Raw genomic sequence first — 15,419 nt, forward strand, 5'->3', positions numbered from 1 at the left:
GGCGTTGCAGTTCCCATGGATCATTCTCCGATGAATTCGAATTCATCGGTAAGCCCGAGGGCTTGCCCGGTCAATGGATTTGCTGCCAATCAGATTTGCGGTCAGGCGCCGACCGGGCGGGTGCTGCCGCGCACGACGAGGGAGCCTTGCGCGACGACCTGCTCGTGCCGGTCGGCATCGGTGCGCAGGGACAGGATCAGGCGCAGGGTCTCCGCCACCATGAAGGCCGCGGGCTGCGAATAGCTGGTGAGCGAGAAGCCGGGCCATGCCGCCATCGGCACGTCGTCGTACCCGGCGATCGAAATCTCGCGGCCCACGTCCAGCCCGAATTCGTGGCGGGCGACGGTGATCGCGGCCAGCGCCATGGTGTCGTTGGCGCAGAAGATCGCCTCGGGCCGGTCCTTGCGCAGCAGCAGGCGGCGGGTGGCGGCCATCGCGGTATCGAAATCGAAGGCGCCATCCTCGCGGATCGGGGCCGGTGCGCCCCGCTCGGCAAGGTATTCGGTGAATCCCGCCTCGCGCTGGGCGTTGGTGGAGGAATCCGCGGTGCCCGCCATGAAGGCGAAGCGGCGGTGACGCCCGGCCAGCAGGTGCGCCGCGATCGCCCTCGCGCCTGTCTCGTTGTCGCCCACCACGCAGGAGGCATCCTGCGCGGGGGTGGTGCGGTTGTAATGGATCACCGGCACCTGCGCGCGGCGGCACTGCTCGGTCAGGGTGGAGGAGGGGCTGACGGACAGCAGCACCAGCGCGTCGATCCGGTAATGCAGGATTTCGTGGATGGAGGGCTCGGGCCGGGTACTGCCTTGCGCCGGGAACAGCATCAGGCGCAGCCCGGCGCCGTCCAGCGCGTCGGACAGCAGTTGCAGGGTCTGGGTGAAGAACGGATTGGTGAGGTAGCCCACGCCGACGCCGACGATGTTAGAGCGCCCGCGAAGTAGCGAGCGGGCCAGCGGATTGGGCCGGTAACCCAATTCCTCGGCGGCGGCGATGATCCGCTCGCGCTTGTCCGCGGCGATGCTCGCGCCCGGCGTGAAGGCGCGCGACACCGCCGATTGCGACACGCCGGCCCTGCGCGCGACGTCCAGGGACGTGATCGCCTCTTTCTCGATTTCCATGCCGTTTCCTATCGAGTGGTCATGGGGGAGGTCAACGGCGTTACGCGGGGGGTGGAGTACGTTCAGTGAATGCATGATCATAGGTTAATGCGGCGATATAATGGCCATATGTTCGAATATTTTGCATATTGTGCATATATCGATGAATATGTATTCAAACACCAATCGGTGTCCGATTCCCAGGCGCCGCAGAGCAAGCGGGCAGACCGCCCGGGCAGGAGCAGGACGAATGGCGATCTATCTCAAGCGCGGCGCGACCGCAGAGGCGAAGGCGGATGCGGACCGCAAGGTGCGTGACATCGTCGAGGCAGCGCTGGCCGATATCGAGGCGCGCGGCGACGTCGCCGTGCGCGAGATGAGCAACCGGTTCGACAACTGGGACCGCGAGGACTACCGACTCTCGCAGGCCGAGATCGACGCCTGCGTGGAATCGCTTTCGGCGCAGGAGCGCAAGGACATCGAATTCGCGCAGGCGCAGGTGCGCAATTTCGCGCAGATCCAGCGCGACAGCATGAAGGACGTCGAGGTCGAGACGCTGCCCGGCGTCGTGCTCGGCCACAAGAACCTGCCGCTGAACTCGGCGGGCTGCTACGTGCCGGGCGGCAAGTATCCGCTGCTGGCCAGCGCGCACATGTCGGTCATCACCGCGAAAGTCGCGGGCGTTAAGCGGGTCATCACCTGTGCGCCCCCGTTCCAGGGCAAGCCCGCGCGCGCGATCGTCGCGGCGCAGGCGATGGCGGGTGCCGATGCGATCTATGCGCTGGGCGGCATCCAGGCGGTGGGCGCGATGGCTCTGGGCACCGAGACGATCGACCCGGTCGATATCCTCGTCGGCCCCGGCAACGCCTTCGTGGCCGAAGCCAAGCGCCAGCTCTACGGCCGCGTCGGCATCGACTTGTTCGCAGGACCGACCGAAACGCTGATCATCGCCGACGAGATCGGCTGCGACCCCGAGATGGCCGCCACAGACATCCTCGGGCAAGTCGAGCACGGCCCGGACAGCCCCGGCGTCCTGCTCACCAATTCGGAGAAGTTCGCGCGCGAGACGATGGCCGAGATCGAGCGCCTGCTGCAGATACTGCCCACGGCCGACCATGCCCGCAAGGCGTGGGAGACCTTCGGCGAGGTGATCGTGGCGGACAGCTACGAGGAAATGGTCCGCGTTGCCGACGAGATCGCCTCCGAACACGTGCAGGTGATGACCGCCGACCCGGACTATTTCCTGCAGCACATGACCAATTATGGCGCGCTGTTCCTGGGCAATCGCACCAATGTCAGCTTCGGCGACAAGGTGATCGGCACCAACCACACGCTGCCCACCAGAAAGGCGGCGCGCTACACCGGCGGGCTCTGGGTCGGCAAGTTCATCAAGACCTGCACCTACCAGCGCGTCCTCACTGACGAGGCCTCGGCGCTGATCGGCGAATACTGCAGCCGCCTCTGCGCGCTGGAAGGCTTCGCCGGGCATGGCGAGCAGGCGAACATCCGCGTGCGCCGCTTCGGCGGGCGTGACGTGCCTTATGCCGGGCAGGCGGAGCCGACCCCGGCCACGGCGGCCTGATCGGTCATGAACGGGGTGGACAGGGCGGCAGGGGCCGTCTCTGTTGGCCCCGTTCGCCGATGCGGCGATTTGGAAAGACATGAGGACGATGCGATGACCCTGCCCAGAACTCCCAGCCTACGCCTCGACGGGCGGCGCGCGGTCGTCACCGGTGCGGGCCGGGGCATCGGCCTTGCCGCCGCCGCTGCGCTGGCCGAAGCGGGGGCGGATGTCACGCTGGTGGCGCGTACCGCAGGCGAGATCGAGGCAGCTGCGGCGCAGATCACCGCGCTGGGCGGCAAGGCGCAAGCCGCAACGCTCGACGTGTCGGACCTTGCCGCAGTCGATGCCTTCTTCGCCGGGCAAGAGCCGTTCCACGTCCTCGTCAACAATGCCGGGACCAACCGGCCCAAGCCGATGTGGGAAGTGAGCGTCGAGGATTACGACGCGGTGCTCGACCTCAACGTCAAGAGCGCCTTTTTCGTGGCCCAGGCCTGCGCGCGGCGGATGATGGCGGCGGGGGAAACCGGCAGCCTGATCCACATGGGATCGCAGATGGGCCATGTCGGCGGCCCGAACCGCTCGCTCTACTGCGCCTCGAAATGGGCGCTGGAGGGTATGAGCAAGGCGATGGCGCTCGACCTTGCGCCCCGCGGCATTCGCTCCAACACGATCGCGCCGACCTTCATCGAGACGCCGCTCACCCGGCCGTACTTCGAGGACGCGGCGTTCAAGGCCAGCGTCCTGGCGAAGATCAAGATCGGCCGACTGGGTCAAGTGGAAGACCTGATGGGAGCGGTGCTGTTCCTGTCGTCGGACGCCTCGGCGCTGATGACCGGGACCAGCCTCGTCGTGGACGGCGGCTGGACCGCCGACTAGGGTGTTGTCGCCCTACCGTGTTTCGTCGCTGCGCTCGCAATGACGAAGGGTGGAGTAATCAAACCTCCCCTTATGGGGCAGCCATTTCTGCTCCAGAGTCCCGCCGTAAGCCTCGCATGGCAGCGACGAAGGCCCCATATCGAATTTGAAAGCAGGAAACAGAGCGCGTTTCACCTGCGGGCTGGCAGAATGGGGCCATGACAAACGCAGACACACCTATCGACGACACCGCGGACGATCCGCGCTGGGCGCAAGTCGTCGCCCGCGACAAGAGCGCCGACGGCACGCTGTGGTACTCGGTCGCGACCACCGGCATCTATTGCCGCCCCTCTTGCCCCTCGCGGACCGCCAATCCCCGCAACGTGACGCTGCACGACACGCTGGAGAGTGCCCGCGCGACCGGGTGCCGGCCCTGCAGGCGCTGCAACCCGGAAGGCGCGTCGCAGGAAGCCGGGAATGCCGCGCTGGTCGAGCAGGCCTGCCGCCTGATCGAGGCGTCGGACGAGCCGCCTTCGCTCGATGACCTGGCGGCGGCGGTGGAACTGAGCCCCGGCTACTTCCACCGCCTGTTCAAGGCCCAGACCGGCCTGACCCCCAAGGCTTATGCGAGCGCCCATCGTGCCCGCAAGGTACGCGACACTCTGGCCGCAGGAGGCCGGGTGACGGACGCCATCTACGACGCCGGGTTCAATTCCAACGGCCGGTTCTACGAGCAGTCGGGCGCGATGCTGGGCATGACGCCCGGCCGCTACAGGAACGGCGGGGCCGACGAGGTGCTCCACTTCGCGGTGGCGCAATGTTTTCTGGGCGCGATCCTGGTGGCCTCCAGCGACAAGGGGGTGGCATCGATCCTGCTTGGCGATGACCCCGAGGACTTGGTCCGCGACTTGCAGGACCGCTTTCCCCGCGCGGAACTGGTCGGCGCCGATGCCGGTTACGAGCGGACGGTGGCACGGGTCGTCGGCTTCGTCGAGGCGCCGGACATCGGCCTCGACCTGCCGCTCGACGTGCGGGGCACCGCCTTCCAGCAGCGCGTCTGGCAGGCGCTGCGCGAAATCCCGGCGGGCGAGACCGTCACGTATGCCGAAGTCGCGCGCCGCATCGGCTCGCCCAGCGCCACGCGCGCGGTTGCGGGAGCCTGCGCGGCCAATCGCATCGCCATCGCCATCCCCTGCCACCGGGTCATCCGCAATGACGGTTCGCTGTCGGGCTATCGCTGGGGCGTGGAGCGCAAGCGCAGGCTCATCGAACTGGAAGGCGGGGCGTGAGCGCTTTTCCGAGTACGCGGATCGACGCCTACGACTGGGATGCGATCGCGGGCGATCTCGACCGGGAAGGCTGGGCGGTGCTGCCCGGCCTGCTCGCAGACGCCGAATGCGACGCCGTGGCTGGTATGTACGGACCAACAGGCGCCTTCCGCAGCCACGTCCACATGGCGCGGCACGGGTTCGGCAAGGGCGAGTATCGCTATTTCGCCTACCCGCTGCCCCCGCTGGTGGAAGCGGCGCGCATCTGTCTCTATCCCCATGTCGCGCCGATCGCGAACAGGTGGAGCGAACGAATGGGCATGGCGGCGCGCTTCCCCGCCGATCACGCGAGTTTCCTCGCAAGGTGTCACGAAGCGGGCCAGAGGCGGCCGACGCCGCTACTGCTGGAATATGGCGAGGGCGACTACAATTGCCTGCATCAGGATCTCTACGGGGATCACGTGTTTCCGCTGCAGGTCGCCGTGCTGCTGTCGCAGCCCGGCAGGGACTTCACCGGCGGCGAGTTCGTACTGACCGAGCAGCGTCCGCGCATGCAATCACGCGCATCGGTCGTGCCGCTCGGCAAGGGCGACGGCGTCCTGTTCGCGGTGAACCAGCGCCCGCAGCGGGGCACGCGGGGCGACTACCGTGTCACGCTGCGGCATGGTGTCAGCACGCTGCGTTCGGGCAGGCGTCACACGCTGGGGATCATCTTCCACGACGCGGCCTGACGCTTCGTCATTGCTTCGCTACGCTCGCAATGACGGCGGTGTGGGGGCAGGCGGCCATGCTCCGGCAAAGCGATCAATTCCCCATCGAGGGCGCCGTCATCGTCGCATCGAGGGTGGGCACGCCGTGCGTGGTCGCCCACATCGCCGCCTGTGTCCGGTTCGCGACGTTGAGCTTGCGCAGGATCGCCTTCACGTGAACCTTGACCGTCGCCTCAGTCACGAAGAGCTTGCGGGCGATGCGCTTGTTGGAATAGCCGGCCATCAGGCAGCACAGCACGTCGTTTTCACGCTGGGACAGCTTCGACCCACCGCCGTGGCCGGTGTTCTGCAGGCCGGTCAGGTCGTCACGCGCCTCGGGTATCGCGATCCGGAAGTCCTCGCGCCGCAGCATGTCGGCGACGTCCGGCGGGATGACTTTGTGCCCCAGTGCCGCCAGGCGCAGCAGCGCGATCAGGGTGTCGCACGGCATGTCCTTCACGGCATAGCCCTGCGCGCCATGGTCGAAGCAGTTGAGCATGGACGAGAGGTCGAATTTCTCGGCCAGGATCAGCGCGCTCACGGTGTCGCGGCTGGCCAGCCGTTGCAGCGAATCGAGCTGGTCGGCCAGGCTGGGCATGTCGACCAGGACCAGATGATCGCTGCGGTCGGGCAATTCGGGCAAGTCATCGACGCTGGCGGAAGTCGATACGACCTCGATGCCGCCATCGAGGATGATGCGTCGGAGCCCCTCGCGAGAAATCGAACTGGGGTTGATAATAGAGACTGAAATACCCAACGGTCACCCTTCCGAGTCCCAACCCGGGCATCGATTCCTCAATGCCCGGAGTGTTGTTCAAGTGCGGCCTTTCGAGGTCAGTCCTGTCAATCGACGGTACAAGACGACATCCGGCGTCCCAAATATTCAGGCGCGGCTTTCTCCCAAATCCATTATGTACTTTTTTCAGGTCCTCAAAATACCCATGGCCGGTTGAGGCCGATGTATATCTTTCGAAAGCTGTTTACGTACATAACCATATTTGGTCTTGCTGGGTGGCTACATTGGCATTTTTCAGTGTTTTTAGCGATTCACGTCGAAATTGCCGATATTTGCGATGAACGGTTCATCGCGGGACACTCGCAGCCTGTTTGGAAATTCGTTGGAAACGAATTTCGCGGCACCGGCCCGCTCCCCCTCCCGACCGCCCGCAGGATACTGCCGATGGGCGGTCGGGAGGGGGAGCGGGCCGGTGCCGCTTACGAAATGCCCTTCCGGGCATTTTCGCAAAGAGCCTCTTAGAGCATCGATTCATTCACGGTGATGGTGTCGCCGGGCATGATGATCAGGGCCGGATCGCCGACGACGACCTTGCGGCCTCCGCCCCAGCTCTTGCGCAGGACGACGACGGTGGCCTTGTTCGCGCGGGGCGTGAAACCGCCCGCCTTGGCGATCGCTTGCAGCAAGGACATCTGCCCGGCGTAGGTATACTCGCCCGGCTTGCCGACTTCGCCGAGGATGTAGAACGGCCGGTACGACATGACGTCCACCGCGACATGCGGGTTCAGTACGTAGCCGCCCTGGGTCAGCTTGGCGGTGATGGCCCCTGCCATCTGGTCAGGCGTGCTGCCGGCGGCCGCGACGTCGGCGATGAGCGGCATCGTCACCGCGCCTGCGGTGCCGATCTCGTACTCGCCGGTCAGTGTCGGCTCGTCGAACACGGTCACGCGCACTTTGTCGCCGGCGTCCAGGCGCATGCCCTGGCTGGCCCGTGCGTTCGCCTCGGACACGTCGACAAGCGGATAGTTCTGAGTCGCGCATCCGGCGGCCAGCACCGTCGCCAGCAAAGCCGCGGAAATATGCGTGCAGCGGCGTGTGCGAGGCCTGAAAAGTTCCTGGATCATTTCACCCTCCTTGCGAGATCCCCGGCTCAAAGTCGGGGTGAGAGGCAATCCTATCCAAGTACCGTCGCGGTTCCATACCTCTTAGGTTGTGAAGAAAAATCAGTAAGTTCCGGGCCGATAGTCCGAAAGGGGTAGGTGGGTTTACGTCTTATGACCGTTTGCCTGCCGGCCATCGATGCCGTCACTCTGACAATCGTGATCAGTTCTCTTTGTACGGAAACGAAAAGAGATCCGGTCCTTCGGTTATCGCGACGCAGAGAGGTATCTTCCATGGATGGGAATTCGGCCGGGACTCAGGCTCGGATACACGAATCCTTCTCGGATGCGTATTCGCCGAGTAGCACCGAACGGGAGGAAGCGACACAGCTGGCGCCCATCGTGCCGGGCGCCCGCTCGCGTTGGGACTGCTGGGACTTGCTGGCGCAGCCCGATCACGTGCTGGCGCGGCCGTTCGACATCGCCATCGCCTCGCTGGCGATCATCGCCTTCCTGCCGCTGTTCATCATCGTCGCCATTGCGATCTGGGTCGACCAGCCGGGGCCGGTGATCTTCGCCCAGCGCCGGGTGGGCCGCAACGGGCGCGGCTTCCCGTGCTTCAAGTTCCGCTCCATGCAGCTCGACGCCGAGCGCAGTCTCGACGGTATCCTGCGCGAGAACCCGCATCTGCGCGCGCAGTGGGAGCGCGATCGCAAGCTGCCGAACGACCCGCGCGTCACCCGCGTCGGCCGGATCATCCGCGTCACCAGCCTCGACGAGCTGCCGCAGCTGTTCAACGTTCTGCGCGGGGAGATGAGCATCGTCGGACCCCGCCCGATCGTGGTGGACGAGATGCCGCGTTACGGGCGCTACATCCATCACTACCTTGCCGTGCGGCCGGGTCTGACCGGGTTGTGGCAGGTCTCGGGGCGCAGCAGCGTGACCTATCGCCGCCGCATCGCCGCCGACATTCGCTACACCCGCGCGCGAACGCTTGCCTACGATGCCCGCATCCTTGCCGCGACCATCCCCGCCGTCGCTTCCGGGCGAGGGTCCTGCTGATGCGGTTGGCATTTGCGCCAACCGGTCTGGGGCGAAAACGCTTCCAGCGCGCCGCCGCGCTCTGGCTCACCGGATCGTTCGTGCCCGCGTTCCTGTCGGGCACCGCGCGGGCACAGGACTATCCGGTGGAAGTGCCCGAATCGGTGGTCGAGCAGACCGATGCCGAGGGCATCCGCATCGGCACGATGAAGGTGCTGCCCCGGGTCAACTTCGACCTGCGCTACGACACCAACATCTATAACCAGCGCAGCAAGATAGACGACGGTGTCGCCGTGGTGCGCCCCAGCGTCAGCCTGCAGAGCGACTTTTCCCGCCACGCGCTGCACTTCGACGCCGCCGCCGAGGGCCGCCGCTACCTCGACACCAGCGCCGAGAACAGCAACCAGTGGTCGCTTTCGGCGGGCGGGCGACTGGACTTCGCGGACCGCTTCGTGCTCGACGGCGACTTCGGCGTCGCGCGCAGGATCGAGCGGCGCGGCACCTTCGGCGACCAGTTCTTCACCGACCGCCCGGTATCCTACAACGAGTACGGCGGCGGCCTGCGCCTGTCGCGCGGCGGCGGCATCATCGAGTGGCAGATCGGCGTCAGTTCGCGCAAGCTGGACTATAACGACGCGCGCCAGAACGGGCTCCCGGTCGACCAGTCCTTCCGCGACGTCAGGCGCGATGCCGTGACCTTCCGGGTCGATTATCGCCGCTCCGACACCTTCGGTCTGTTCGTGAGGGCGACCGGTAACCGGCTGGCCTACGACATCGGCACCGGCCGCAATTCCAAGGGCTTCTCCGTGGTCGGCGGCGTCAGCTACCGGATAACGGACCTGGTGACGGCGGAAGCGGCGCTGGGCTACGTCAAGCAGGACACCCGCGATCCGGCCCGCCCGGACATCGGCGCGATGGACTACCACGTCAGCGTCAAGTGGACCCCCACCGCACGCACCCGCTTCGAACTGAAGGGCGAGCGCACGGTGGAGCGCAGCCCGCTGATGCTGGGCTCCGCCGTCCTGCAGTCCACGCTGGTCGGCAACGCCTCCATCGCGCTCGGCAGCCGGACGCTGGTGGGGATCGAGGCCGGGTTCCTGCGCAACGAATACGAAGGCTTCGACCGCCGCGAATCGCGCGTCTTCGGCGAGGCTACCGTGACCCGCACGATCTCCACCCGCATCGCCGCCTTCGTCGGCGTGAGTGCGCGGCGGCAGCGCGGGTCAGGCATCAATCCAAGGGAATACGACGGGGCAGCCGTTCGAGTGGGAGCCCGGATCGCGATCTGAGGCGCCACCATCTCCAGCGGCCGGAAGGGCAGGAGCAGACAATGAACAGTGCACACCAGATTATCAGTGCCGGTCCCGATCCGCGCGATCTTGCGCTGGCGCCCGGGCAATCGCTCATGCTGCCGTCGGCGCGCGTCGACCTTGGCGGGTCGATGGCGTTCTTCCGGCGCCGATCGGGGCTGATCGCGCTGGTCACGGGGGCGGCGCTGGCGATCGGCGCGGCGGTGACCTTCTCGATGCCGATCACGTACACGGCCGAGGCGGTCGTCAGCCTGCTGGCGCCGACCGACACGCCTGAGGCCGCGGCAAGCGCCGGGCGACAGGCCGGGCCTTCGCCGAACAGCTCTTATGTCGATACGCAAGTGGAGACGCTGAAATCGCGCGACCTTGCGCAGCGTGTCGCTTCCGCACTCGGCGTCCTCGACGGCAAGAGCGCGGCCCAGCAGGCCGAGATCGTCACCACGTACCAGAATAACGTTTCGGCCGTGCGCAGCGGCGAGAGCTATGCGCTCAAGGTCGCGTTCAAGGCGCCGAACGGGCAGGACGCGGCGAAAGTCGCCAACATGTATGCGCAGCAGTTCACCCAGATCGAGGTCAAGGCCGCGCACGAGAGCAACACCGAAACCGCCAAGCTGGTCGCGCCCCGGCTCGAGCAACTGCGCCAGCAGGCCCACGCCGATACCGAGCGGCTGCAGCGCTACCGCATCGCCAACGGCCTCTTGAGCACTTCGGGTGCCTCGCTGACCGAGCAGGAGATTTCCAGCTACAACCAGGAAGTCACCAAGGCCCGCGCCGAGGCGGCCGAGAGCCAAGCGCGGCTCGCGACGGCGCAGGCGCAGCTGCGCTCGGGATCGGCGGGCGACGACGTGGGCGAGGCGCTCGGTTCGGGCGTGATCGGCTCGCTGCGCGCGCGGGAATCGCAGATCGGCGGCGAGGTCGCCAACATGCAGGCGCGCTACGGCCCCAATCATCCCCAGCTCGTGCGCAGCCGGAGCGAACTCGCCGAAGTGCGCAGCGACATCAGGAACGAGATTACCCGCATCATGTCCAACCTGCAGGCGCAGCGCGATGTGGCGGACCAGCGCCTCGCCTCGCTCAGCTCCAGCCTCGGTGCGGCGCGCGGGAACCTTGCGCGCAACAACGCGGCAATGGTGGGCCTCGATGAACTGGAGCGCACCGCGCAGTCCTCGCAGGCGATGTACGAGACCTACCTCAACAGCTACCGCCAGCTGATCGCGCAGGACGGCACCCAGCGGCCGAACGCCCGCGTGCTGTCGCTGGCCGAAGTGCCGCTGCTGCCAAGCTCGCCCAACATTCCCATGAACATGCTGCTGGCGCTGGTGATCGGCCTCGGCGCCGGGCTTGCCGCCGCTTACGTCGCCGAGGCGCTGTTCCGCGGCGTGACGACGTCGGACGAAGTCGAGCAGGGACTGGGCAGTCGCTACCTCGGCGCGATCCCGCTGCTCGCTTCGGTCAGCCGCAAGTCGCGGCGCGAGGTGCCAGCGATCACGCAGGAACCGCGCTCCGCCTTCGCCGAATCGTTCCGCTCGCTGCGCACCTCGATCGAGCAGGCGGTCTATGGCCCGGCGCAGATCATAGCGGTGACCTCGGCGCTCCCCAAGGAGGGCAAGACGACGGTGGCCTCCTGCCTCGCGCAGACGCTGGCGGTCAGCGGGCGCGGCGCGATCCTCGTCGACTGCGATTTGCGCGGGCGCGGTGTCAGCAAGCTGCTGCGCCTCTCGCCCGAGCATCCCGGCCTGATCGAAGTGCTGGAGGGCAAGGTTTCGCTCGCCGATGCGCTGGTGACCGGGGAATCGGGGCTCTGTGTCCTGCCGGTCAAGCCTTCCGACCTTGCCCATGACACGCTGCTGACGGGCGAGACTTTCACCCGGTTGCTGCAGGAATTGCGCGCCTGCTTCGATTATGTCGTGCTCGACCTGCCGCCGGTGCTGCCGATCGCGGCGGGCCGCACCCTCGCCGGAATGGCCGACGCGACAGTGCTTGTGGTGCGCTGGCGCAAGACGATGAAGGGGGCGGCGCGCTCGGCCCTGGGCATGCTGCCGCGTGAGAGCGTCAACGTCGTGGGCGTGACGATCAACCGGATGGACATGCGCCGCAAGCGCCTCTTCGGCTACTCCGACCCGGCCTACTTCTACCGTGAATACAAGGCCTATTACGCATGACACTGAACCTGGCCGAACCCCCGATGGCGGGACGGCACACCCGGTTCAGCGAACCGCGCGTCGCCATCGTCCATTACTGGCTGGTGTCGATGCGCGGCGGGGAGCGGGTGCTGGAGCGGCTGCTCGGCCTGTTCCCGGGCGCGGACGTCTTCACCCACGTCTACGATGAAAGCCGGATGTCGGAGAGCATCCGCAAGGCCAACGTGACGACGACCTGGATCAACGGCTTGCCGTTCTCGCGCCGGTTGTACCAGTATTACCTGCCGCTGATGCCGATGGCATTGGAGCATCTCGACCTGACCGGCTACGACCTCGTCATCAGCAGCGAGAGCGGGCCGGCCAAGGGGGTGATCACCAGCCCCCATGCGCAGCACTTGTGCTACTGCCACTCGCCGATGCGGTATCTGTGGGATCACTACCACCTCTACCGCAAGGACGCCAATCCGATCGCCCGCGCGGCGATGCCGCTGATCTACCACCGGATGCGGCAATGGGACATGTCGTCCAGCGCAAGGGTGGACACGATCGTCGCCAACAGCAGCTTCATCCGCGAGCGCGTGCGCAAGTTCTGGCGGCGCGAGTCCGAGGTCATCCACCCGCCGGTCGATACGCGCATCTTCACCCCCAGCCTCGACGTCGATGATCACTACCTGTGGGTCGGCCAGATGGTGCCCTACAAACGCCCCGACCTTGCGGTGGAGGCGTTCAACCGCACCGGACTGCCGCTGCTCATGGTGGGGGACGGCGGGATGCTCGCCAGGCTCAAGCGCGTCGCCGGGCCGAACATCCGCTTCGTCTCGCGGCTGGGGTTCAACGAGTTGCGGCAGGCTTATGCGCGGGCGCGGGGCCTGGTGTTCACGGCGGAGGAGGACTTCGGCATCGTCCCGGTGGAGGCCATGGCCTCGGGCCGCCCGGTGCTGGCCTACGGGCGCGGCGGCGTGCTCGACAGCGTGGTGCCGGGCGAGACCGGCCTGTTCTTCGAACGACAGACGGCGGACTCGCTGGTCGACGGGATCGAGCGGTTCGAGCGCTGGCTTCCCGAATTCGACCCGAGCGTCGCGGTCGCGCAGTCCAACCGCTTCGCGCCCGAGCATTTCGATCGCAAGATCCTTACGGCGGTGGGGCAACTGTCATGAGCTTCACTTTCGTCGGCCTCGTGCAGCTGGTGATCGGCTTCGTGCTGCTGTTCCGCTCGATGCCCGCGATGCTGCTGTTCCTGATGGCCTCGGGCCTGTTCGGCGGGGCGGCGGCGCTGACGGTTCCGGCGCTGGGCAACAGCTCGATACCGCCGATCCAGTTCGCGCTGGTCTTCGTCTATCTGCGCGTGCTGATGCCGAGCGGCGGCTATTTCGAACTGTGGCGCGACGGGGTGAAGGACAACTTCCCGCTCGTGCTCTTCACGCTCTACGGCATGGTTGCCGCGCTGGTCGCGCCGCGCATCTTCGCCGGGCAGATCGATGTCGCGCCGATGCGCTTCGATGATGCGCGTAGCCTGTTCGATACGGTGCCGTTGAAGCCGACTTCGCAGAACATCACAGCCTGTGTGTACCTCTTGGGTGCCCTTATGGTCACGTTGAGTGCCTATGTGGCGGTGCGTACGGCGGGCGGAATCGAGGCTCTGGTCAAGGGCGGCGTCGTCATCGGCTGGGTCCACGCGCTGACCGGCCTGATCGCCTCGCAGACCAAGGGCACCTGGGTGCAGGACGTCTTCGCGCTGTTCCGCAACGGCGCCTACGCCCAGCTTGATCAGTCTTATCAAGGATTTAACCGGGTGGACGGGCTTTTCCCCGAAGCCTCCGGCTGGGCCGCCTTCGCGCTCGGCTGGTTCGTGTTCAACGCCGAGTGCTGGTATCGCTCGGTCTGGGCACGCCACACCGGCACGGCCGCGCTCCTGCTGGGCGGGGTCCTGTTCCTCAGCACCTCCAGCACCGCCTACGTCGGCCTCGCCTGCTACGCCGCGTTCTTCGCCGGGCGCGCCGCATTGTTCCCGGCCGGAGCGCAGCCGCAGCGGCTCCGGCAGGCCGCCGCCGCGCTCGTCGCGCTGGTGTTCCTGGTGGCGGTGGCAATCGCGGTTGTGCCTGGAATGGCAGCGAAAATCGGGCAGATGGTCGTCCACATGACCGTCGACAAGGGCGCCAGCACCTCCGGCCAGCAGCGCCTGTTCTGGGCCATGCAGGGGGTGACCGCCTTCATCGCCTCGGGCGGTCTCGGCATCGGGCCGGGCAGTTTCCGTTCGTCGAGCCTGTTCATGGCGATCCTTGGTACGATGGGCGTGATCGGGATCGGCACTTTCGTGTGGTATCTCATCAGCGTGGTGCGCCCGATCGGCGCCACCGTGGCCGCAAGTGGGCACGAGGCGATGATCGCGGTGATGCGGGCCTGCGCGGTGACGGCACCGATCATCCTGATCCCGGCAGCGGTGTCCTCCCCCAACAGCCACCCAGGCACCAGCTTCGCGATCTTCGCAGGCGCCGCGCTCGGCCTCAGGCGGATGATCCCGCACGTGGTGAGGAAGCCCGACCTGGCGATACTGGTCAGCCGCAAAATCTCAGGGTCGCCGCCGCAAGCCGTTGCAACTGCACGATCTTCCGGAGGTTCCGCCTGATGCATTTCCGCTCGATTAACGACCTCTACCGCGATGTCTGGCGTGGCCTTTCCCGGCTGCCGCACGACATCGACCTCGTCGTGGGCGTGCCTCGCAGCGGGATGCTGCCCGCCTCGATGGTCGCTCTCGCGCGCAACCTGCCGCTGGCGGACATCGATGGTTTTGCGCAAGGGCGGCTGCTCTCCTCCGGCCATACCCGGCGCGAGGAAGGCGCCGTCTCCCGGTTCGCCCACGTCCTCGTTATCGACGACAGTTGCCGCACCGGTGCCTCCATGCAGGAGGCGCGTGCGAAGCTGGCACACCTCGATTGTCGCATCACCTTCGCGGCGGTCTACGGCGTGCCGGGCAAGTCCGGCGGCGCCGACTTCGTGTTCGAGACCGTCCCGGAACCACGCGTTTTCGAGTGGAACGTGCTGCATCATCCGATCGTCTCGCGCTCCTGCTTCGACATTGACGGCGTGCTCTGCGTCGATCCGACCGAGCGCGAGAACGACGACGGCGCCCGCTACCTGAACTTCCTCGCCAGCGCCGTGCCGCTCCATCGACCCCGCCGAGAGATCGCGATGCTGGTGACCAGCCGGCTGGAGAAGTACCGTGCGCCGACCGAGGACTGGCTGGACCGTCACGGCGTCCGTTACGGCCAGCTCCGGATGCTCGACCTCCCCGACGCCGCCGCGCGGCGCCGCCTGCGGGCACACGGCAGTTTCAAGGCGGAAGTTTATCGCGAAGCCGCCTGCGACCTGTTCGTGGAGAGCGAACTGCCGCAGGCCCGCGACATTGCGCGGCTGTCCGGCAAACCCGTGCTCAGCCTTCAGGGCCCGCAGATGCTGATGCCGGGGATGATGAACCCGCAGGCGATCCGCCATACGCTGGCTCCGCGCCGGTTCCGCGCGCGTGTCGGCCGGATGGTCTCGCGCGTGCTGCGAGCGGGGTAG

At 66.7% G+C, this 15,419-nt stretch carries 13 protein-coding genes; 10 read left to right on the forward strand and 3 right to left on the reverse strand.

Annotated features, from left to right (window positions below; all coding sequences use genetic code 11):
* Nucleotides 1-101: 101 nt before the first annotated feature.
* Nucleotides 102-1,115, reverse strand: coding sequence for a LacI family DNA-binding transcriptional regulator (locus HWN72_RS23705; RefSeq protein ID WP_008828983.1), 1,014 nt, complete (start codon nucleotides 1,113-1,115; stop codon nucleotides 102-104).
* A gap of 229 nt (nucleotides 1,116-1,344) precedes the next feature.
* On the opposite strand from HWN72_RS23705, the gene hisD reads away from it, so the two are divergent.
* From hisD to HWN72_RS23725, 4 genes are all read left to right on the forward strand, one after another.
* Entirely contained in the window at nucleotides 1,345-2,676 is a 1,332-nt protein-coding gene (gene hisD / locus HWN72_RS23710; RefSeq protein WP_008828984.1) for a histidinol dehydrogenase, read from the forward strand.
* 93 nt (nucleotides 2,677-2,769) lie between these two features.
* A complete protein-coding gene (locus HWN72_RS23715) occupies nucleotides 2,770-3,534 on the forward strand; it encodes an SDR family NAD(P)-dependent oxidoreductase (protein WP_008828985.1) in 765 nt (254 codons plus the stop codon).
* A gap of 197 nt (nucleotides 3,535-3,731) precedes the next feature.
* The gene (gene ada / locus HWN72_RS23720) at nucleotides 3,732-4,802 is read left to right on the forward strand and encodes a bifunctional DNA-binding transcriptional regulator/O6-methylguanine-DNA methyltransferase Ada (RefSeq protein WP_211151559.1); all 1,071 of its coding nucleotides are present in this window, start codon (nucleotides 3,732-3,734) and stop codon (nucleotides 4,800-4,802) included.
* Entirely contained in the window at nucleotides 4,799-5,512 is a 714-nt protein-coding gene (locus tag HWN72_RS23725; RefSeq protein ID WP_036525141.1) for a 2OG-Fe(II) oxygenase, read from the forward strand. The genes ada and HWN72_RS23725 overlap by 4 nt, the downstream gene beginning before the upstream one ends.
* 73 nt (nucleotides 5,513-5,585) lie before the next feature.
* Here HWN72_RS23725 and HWN72_RS23730 read toward each other — a convergent pair whose 3' ends face one another.
* Entirely contained in the window at nucleotides 5,586-6,287 is a 702-nt protein-coding gene (locus tag HWN72_RS23730; RefSeq protein ID WP_036525138.1) for a response regulator transcription factor, read from the reverse strand.
* 497 nt (nucleotides 6,288-6,784) lie between these two features.
* Nucleotides 6,785-7,390, reverse strand: coding sequence for a polysaccharide biosynthesis/export family protein (locus HWN72_RS23735; protein WP_211151560.1), 606 nt, complete (start codon nucleotides 7,388-7,390; stop codon nucleotides 6,785-6,787).
* Nucleotides 7,391-7,768: 378 nt separating this feature from the next.
* On the opposite strand from HWN72_RS23735, the gene HWN72_RS23740 reads away from it, so the two are divergent.
* From HWN72_RS23740 to HWN72_RS23765, 6 genes are read left to right on the forward strand one after another with little or no spacing between them, the layout of a single operon-like run.
* Nucleotides 7,769-8,428, forward strand: coding sequence for a sugar transferase (locus tag HWN72_RS23740; RefSeq protein ID WP_008828990.1), 660 nt, complete (start codon nucleotides 7,769-7,771; stop codon nucleotides 8,426-8,428).
* Nucleotides 8,428-9,696, forward strand: coding sequence for an outer membrane beta-barrel protein (locus HWN72_RS23745; protein ID WP_036525135.1), 1,269 nt, complete (start codon nucleotides 8,428-8,430; stop codon nucleotides 9,694-9,696). The genes HWN72_RS23740 and HWN72_RS23745 overlap by 1 nt, the downstream gene beginning before the upstream one ends.
* Nucleotides 9,697-9,737: 41 nt before the next feature.
* Entirely contained in the window at nucleotides 9,738-11,879 is a 2,142-nt protein-coding gene (locus tag HWN72_RS23750) for a Wzz/FepE/Etk N-terminal domain-containing protein (protein WP_036525132.1), read from the forward strand.
* Nucleotides 11,876-13,015, forward strand: a complete 1,140-nt coding sequence (locus tag HWN72_RS23755) for a glycosyltransferase (RefSeq protein WP_051586777.1) — start codon at nucleotides 11,876-11,878, stop codon at nucleotides 13,013-13,015. The genes HWN72_RS23750 and HWN72_RS23755 overlap by 4 nt, the downstream gene beginning before the upstream one ends.
* Entirely contained in the window at nucleotides 13,012-14,484 is a 1,473-nt protein-coding gene (locus HWN72_RS23760; RefSeq protein ID WP_036525129.1) for a hypothetical protein, read from the forward strand. Before HWN72_RS23755 ends, HWN72_RS23760 begins: the two co-directional genes overlap by 4 nt.
* Nucleotides 14,484-15,419: a phosphoribosyltransferase family protein gene (locus tag HWN72_RS23765; protein WP_036525126.1), complete on the forward strand. Its 936-nt coding sequence runs from the start codon at nucleotides 14,484-14,486 to the stop codon at nucleotides 15,417-15,419. The genes HWN72_RS23760 and HWN72_RS23765 overlap by 1 nt, the downstream gene beginning before the upstream one ends.

It is taken from the genome of Novosphingobium sp. HR1a, assembly GCF_015594425.1.
In the GTDB taxonomy this organism is placed as follows: domain Bacteria; phylum Pseudomonadota; class Alphaproteobacteria; order Sphingomonadales; family Sphingomonadaceae; genus Novosphingobium; species Novosphingobium resinovorum_A.

Bases quoted from the DNA above. Each gene is read 5' to 3' on its own strand.
- HWN72_RS23760 (WP_036525129.1), top strand. From the start codon at position 13,012: ATGAGCTTCACTTTCGTCGGCCTCGTGCAGCTGGTGATCGGCTTCGTG.
- HWN72_RS23745 (WP_036525135.1), top strand. From the start codon at position 8,428: ATGCGGTTGGCATTTGCGCCAACCGGTCTGGGGCGAAAACGCTTCCAG.
- ada (WP_211151559.1), top strand. From the start codon at position 3,732: ATGACAAACGCAGACACACCTATCGACGACACCGCGGACGATCCGCGC.
- HWN72_RS23715 (WP_008828985.1), top strand. From the start codon at position 2,770: ATGACCCTGCCCAGAACTCCCAGCCTACGCCTCGACGGGCGGCGCGCG.
- HWN72_RS23765 (WP_036525126.1), top strand. From the start codon at position 14,484: ATGCATTTCCGCTCGATTAACGACCTCTACCGCGATGTCTGGCGTGGC.
- HWN72_RS23755 (WP_051586777.1), top strand. From the start codon at position 11,876: ATGACACTGAACCTGGCCGAACCCCCGATGGCGGGACGGCACACCCGG.
- HWN72_RS23735 (WP_211151560.1), bottom strand. From the start codon at position 7,390: ATGATCCAGGAACTTTTCAGGCCTCGCACACGCCGCTGCACGCATATT.
- HWN72_RS23750 (WP_036525132.1), top strand. From the start codon at position 9,738: ATGAACAGTGCACACCAGATTATCAGTGCCGGTCCCGATCCGCGCGAT.
- HWN72_RS23705 (WP_008828983.1), bottom strand. From the start codon at position 1,115: ATGGAAATCGAGAAAGAGGCGATCACGTCCCTGGACGTCGCGCGCAGG.
- hisD (WP_008828984.1), top strand. From the start codon at position 1,345: ATGGCGATCTATCTCAAGCGCGGCGCGACCGCAGAGGCGAAGGCGGAT.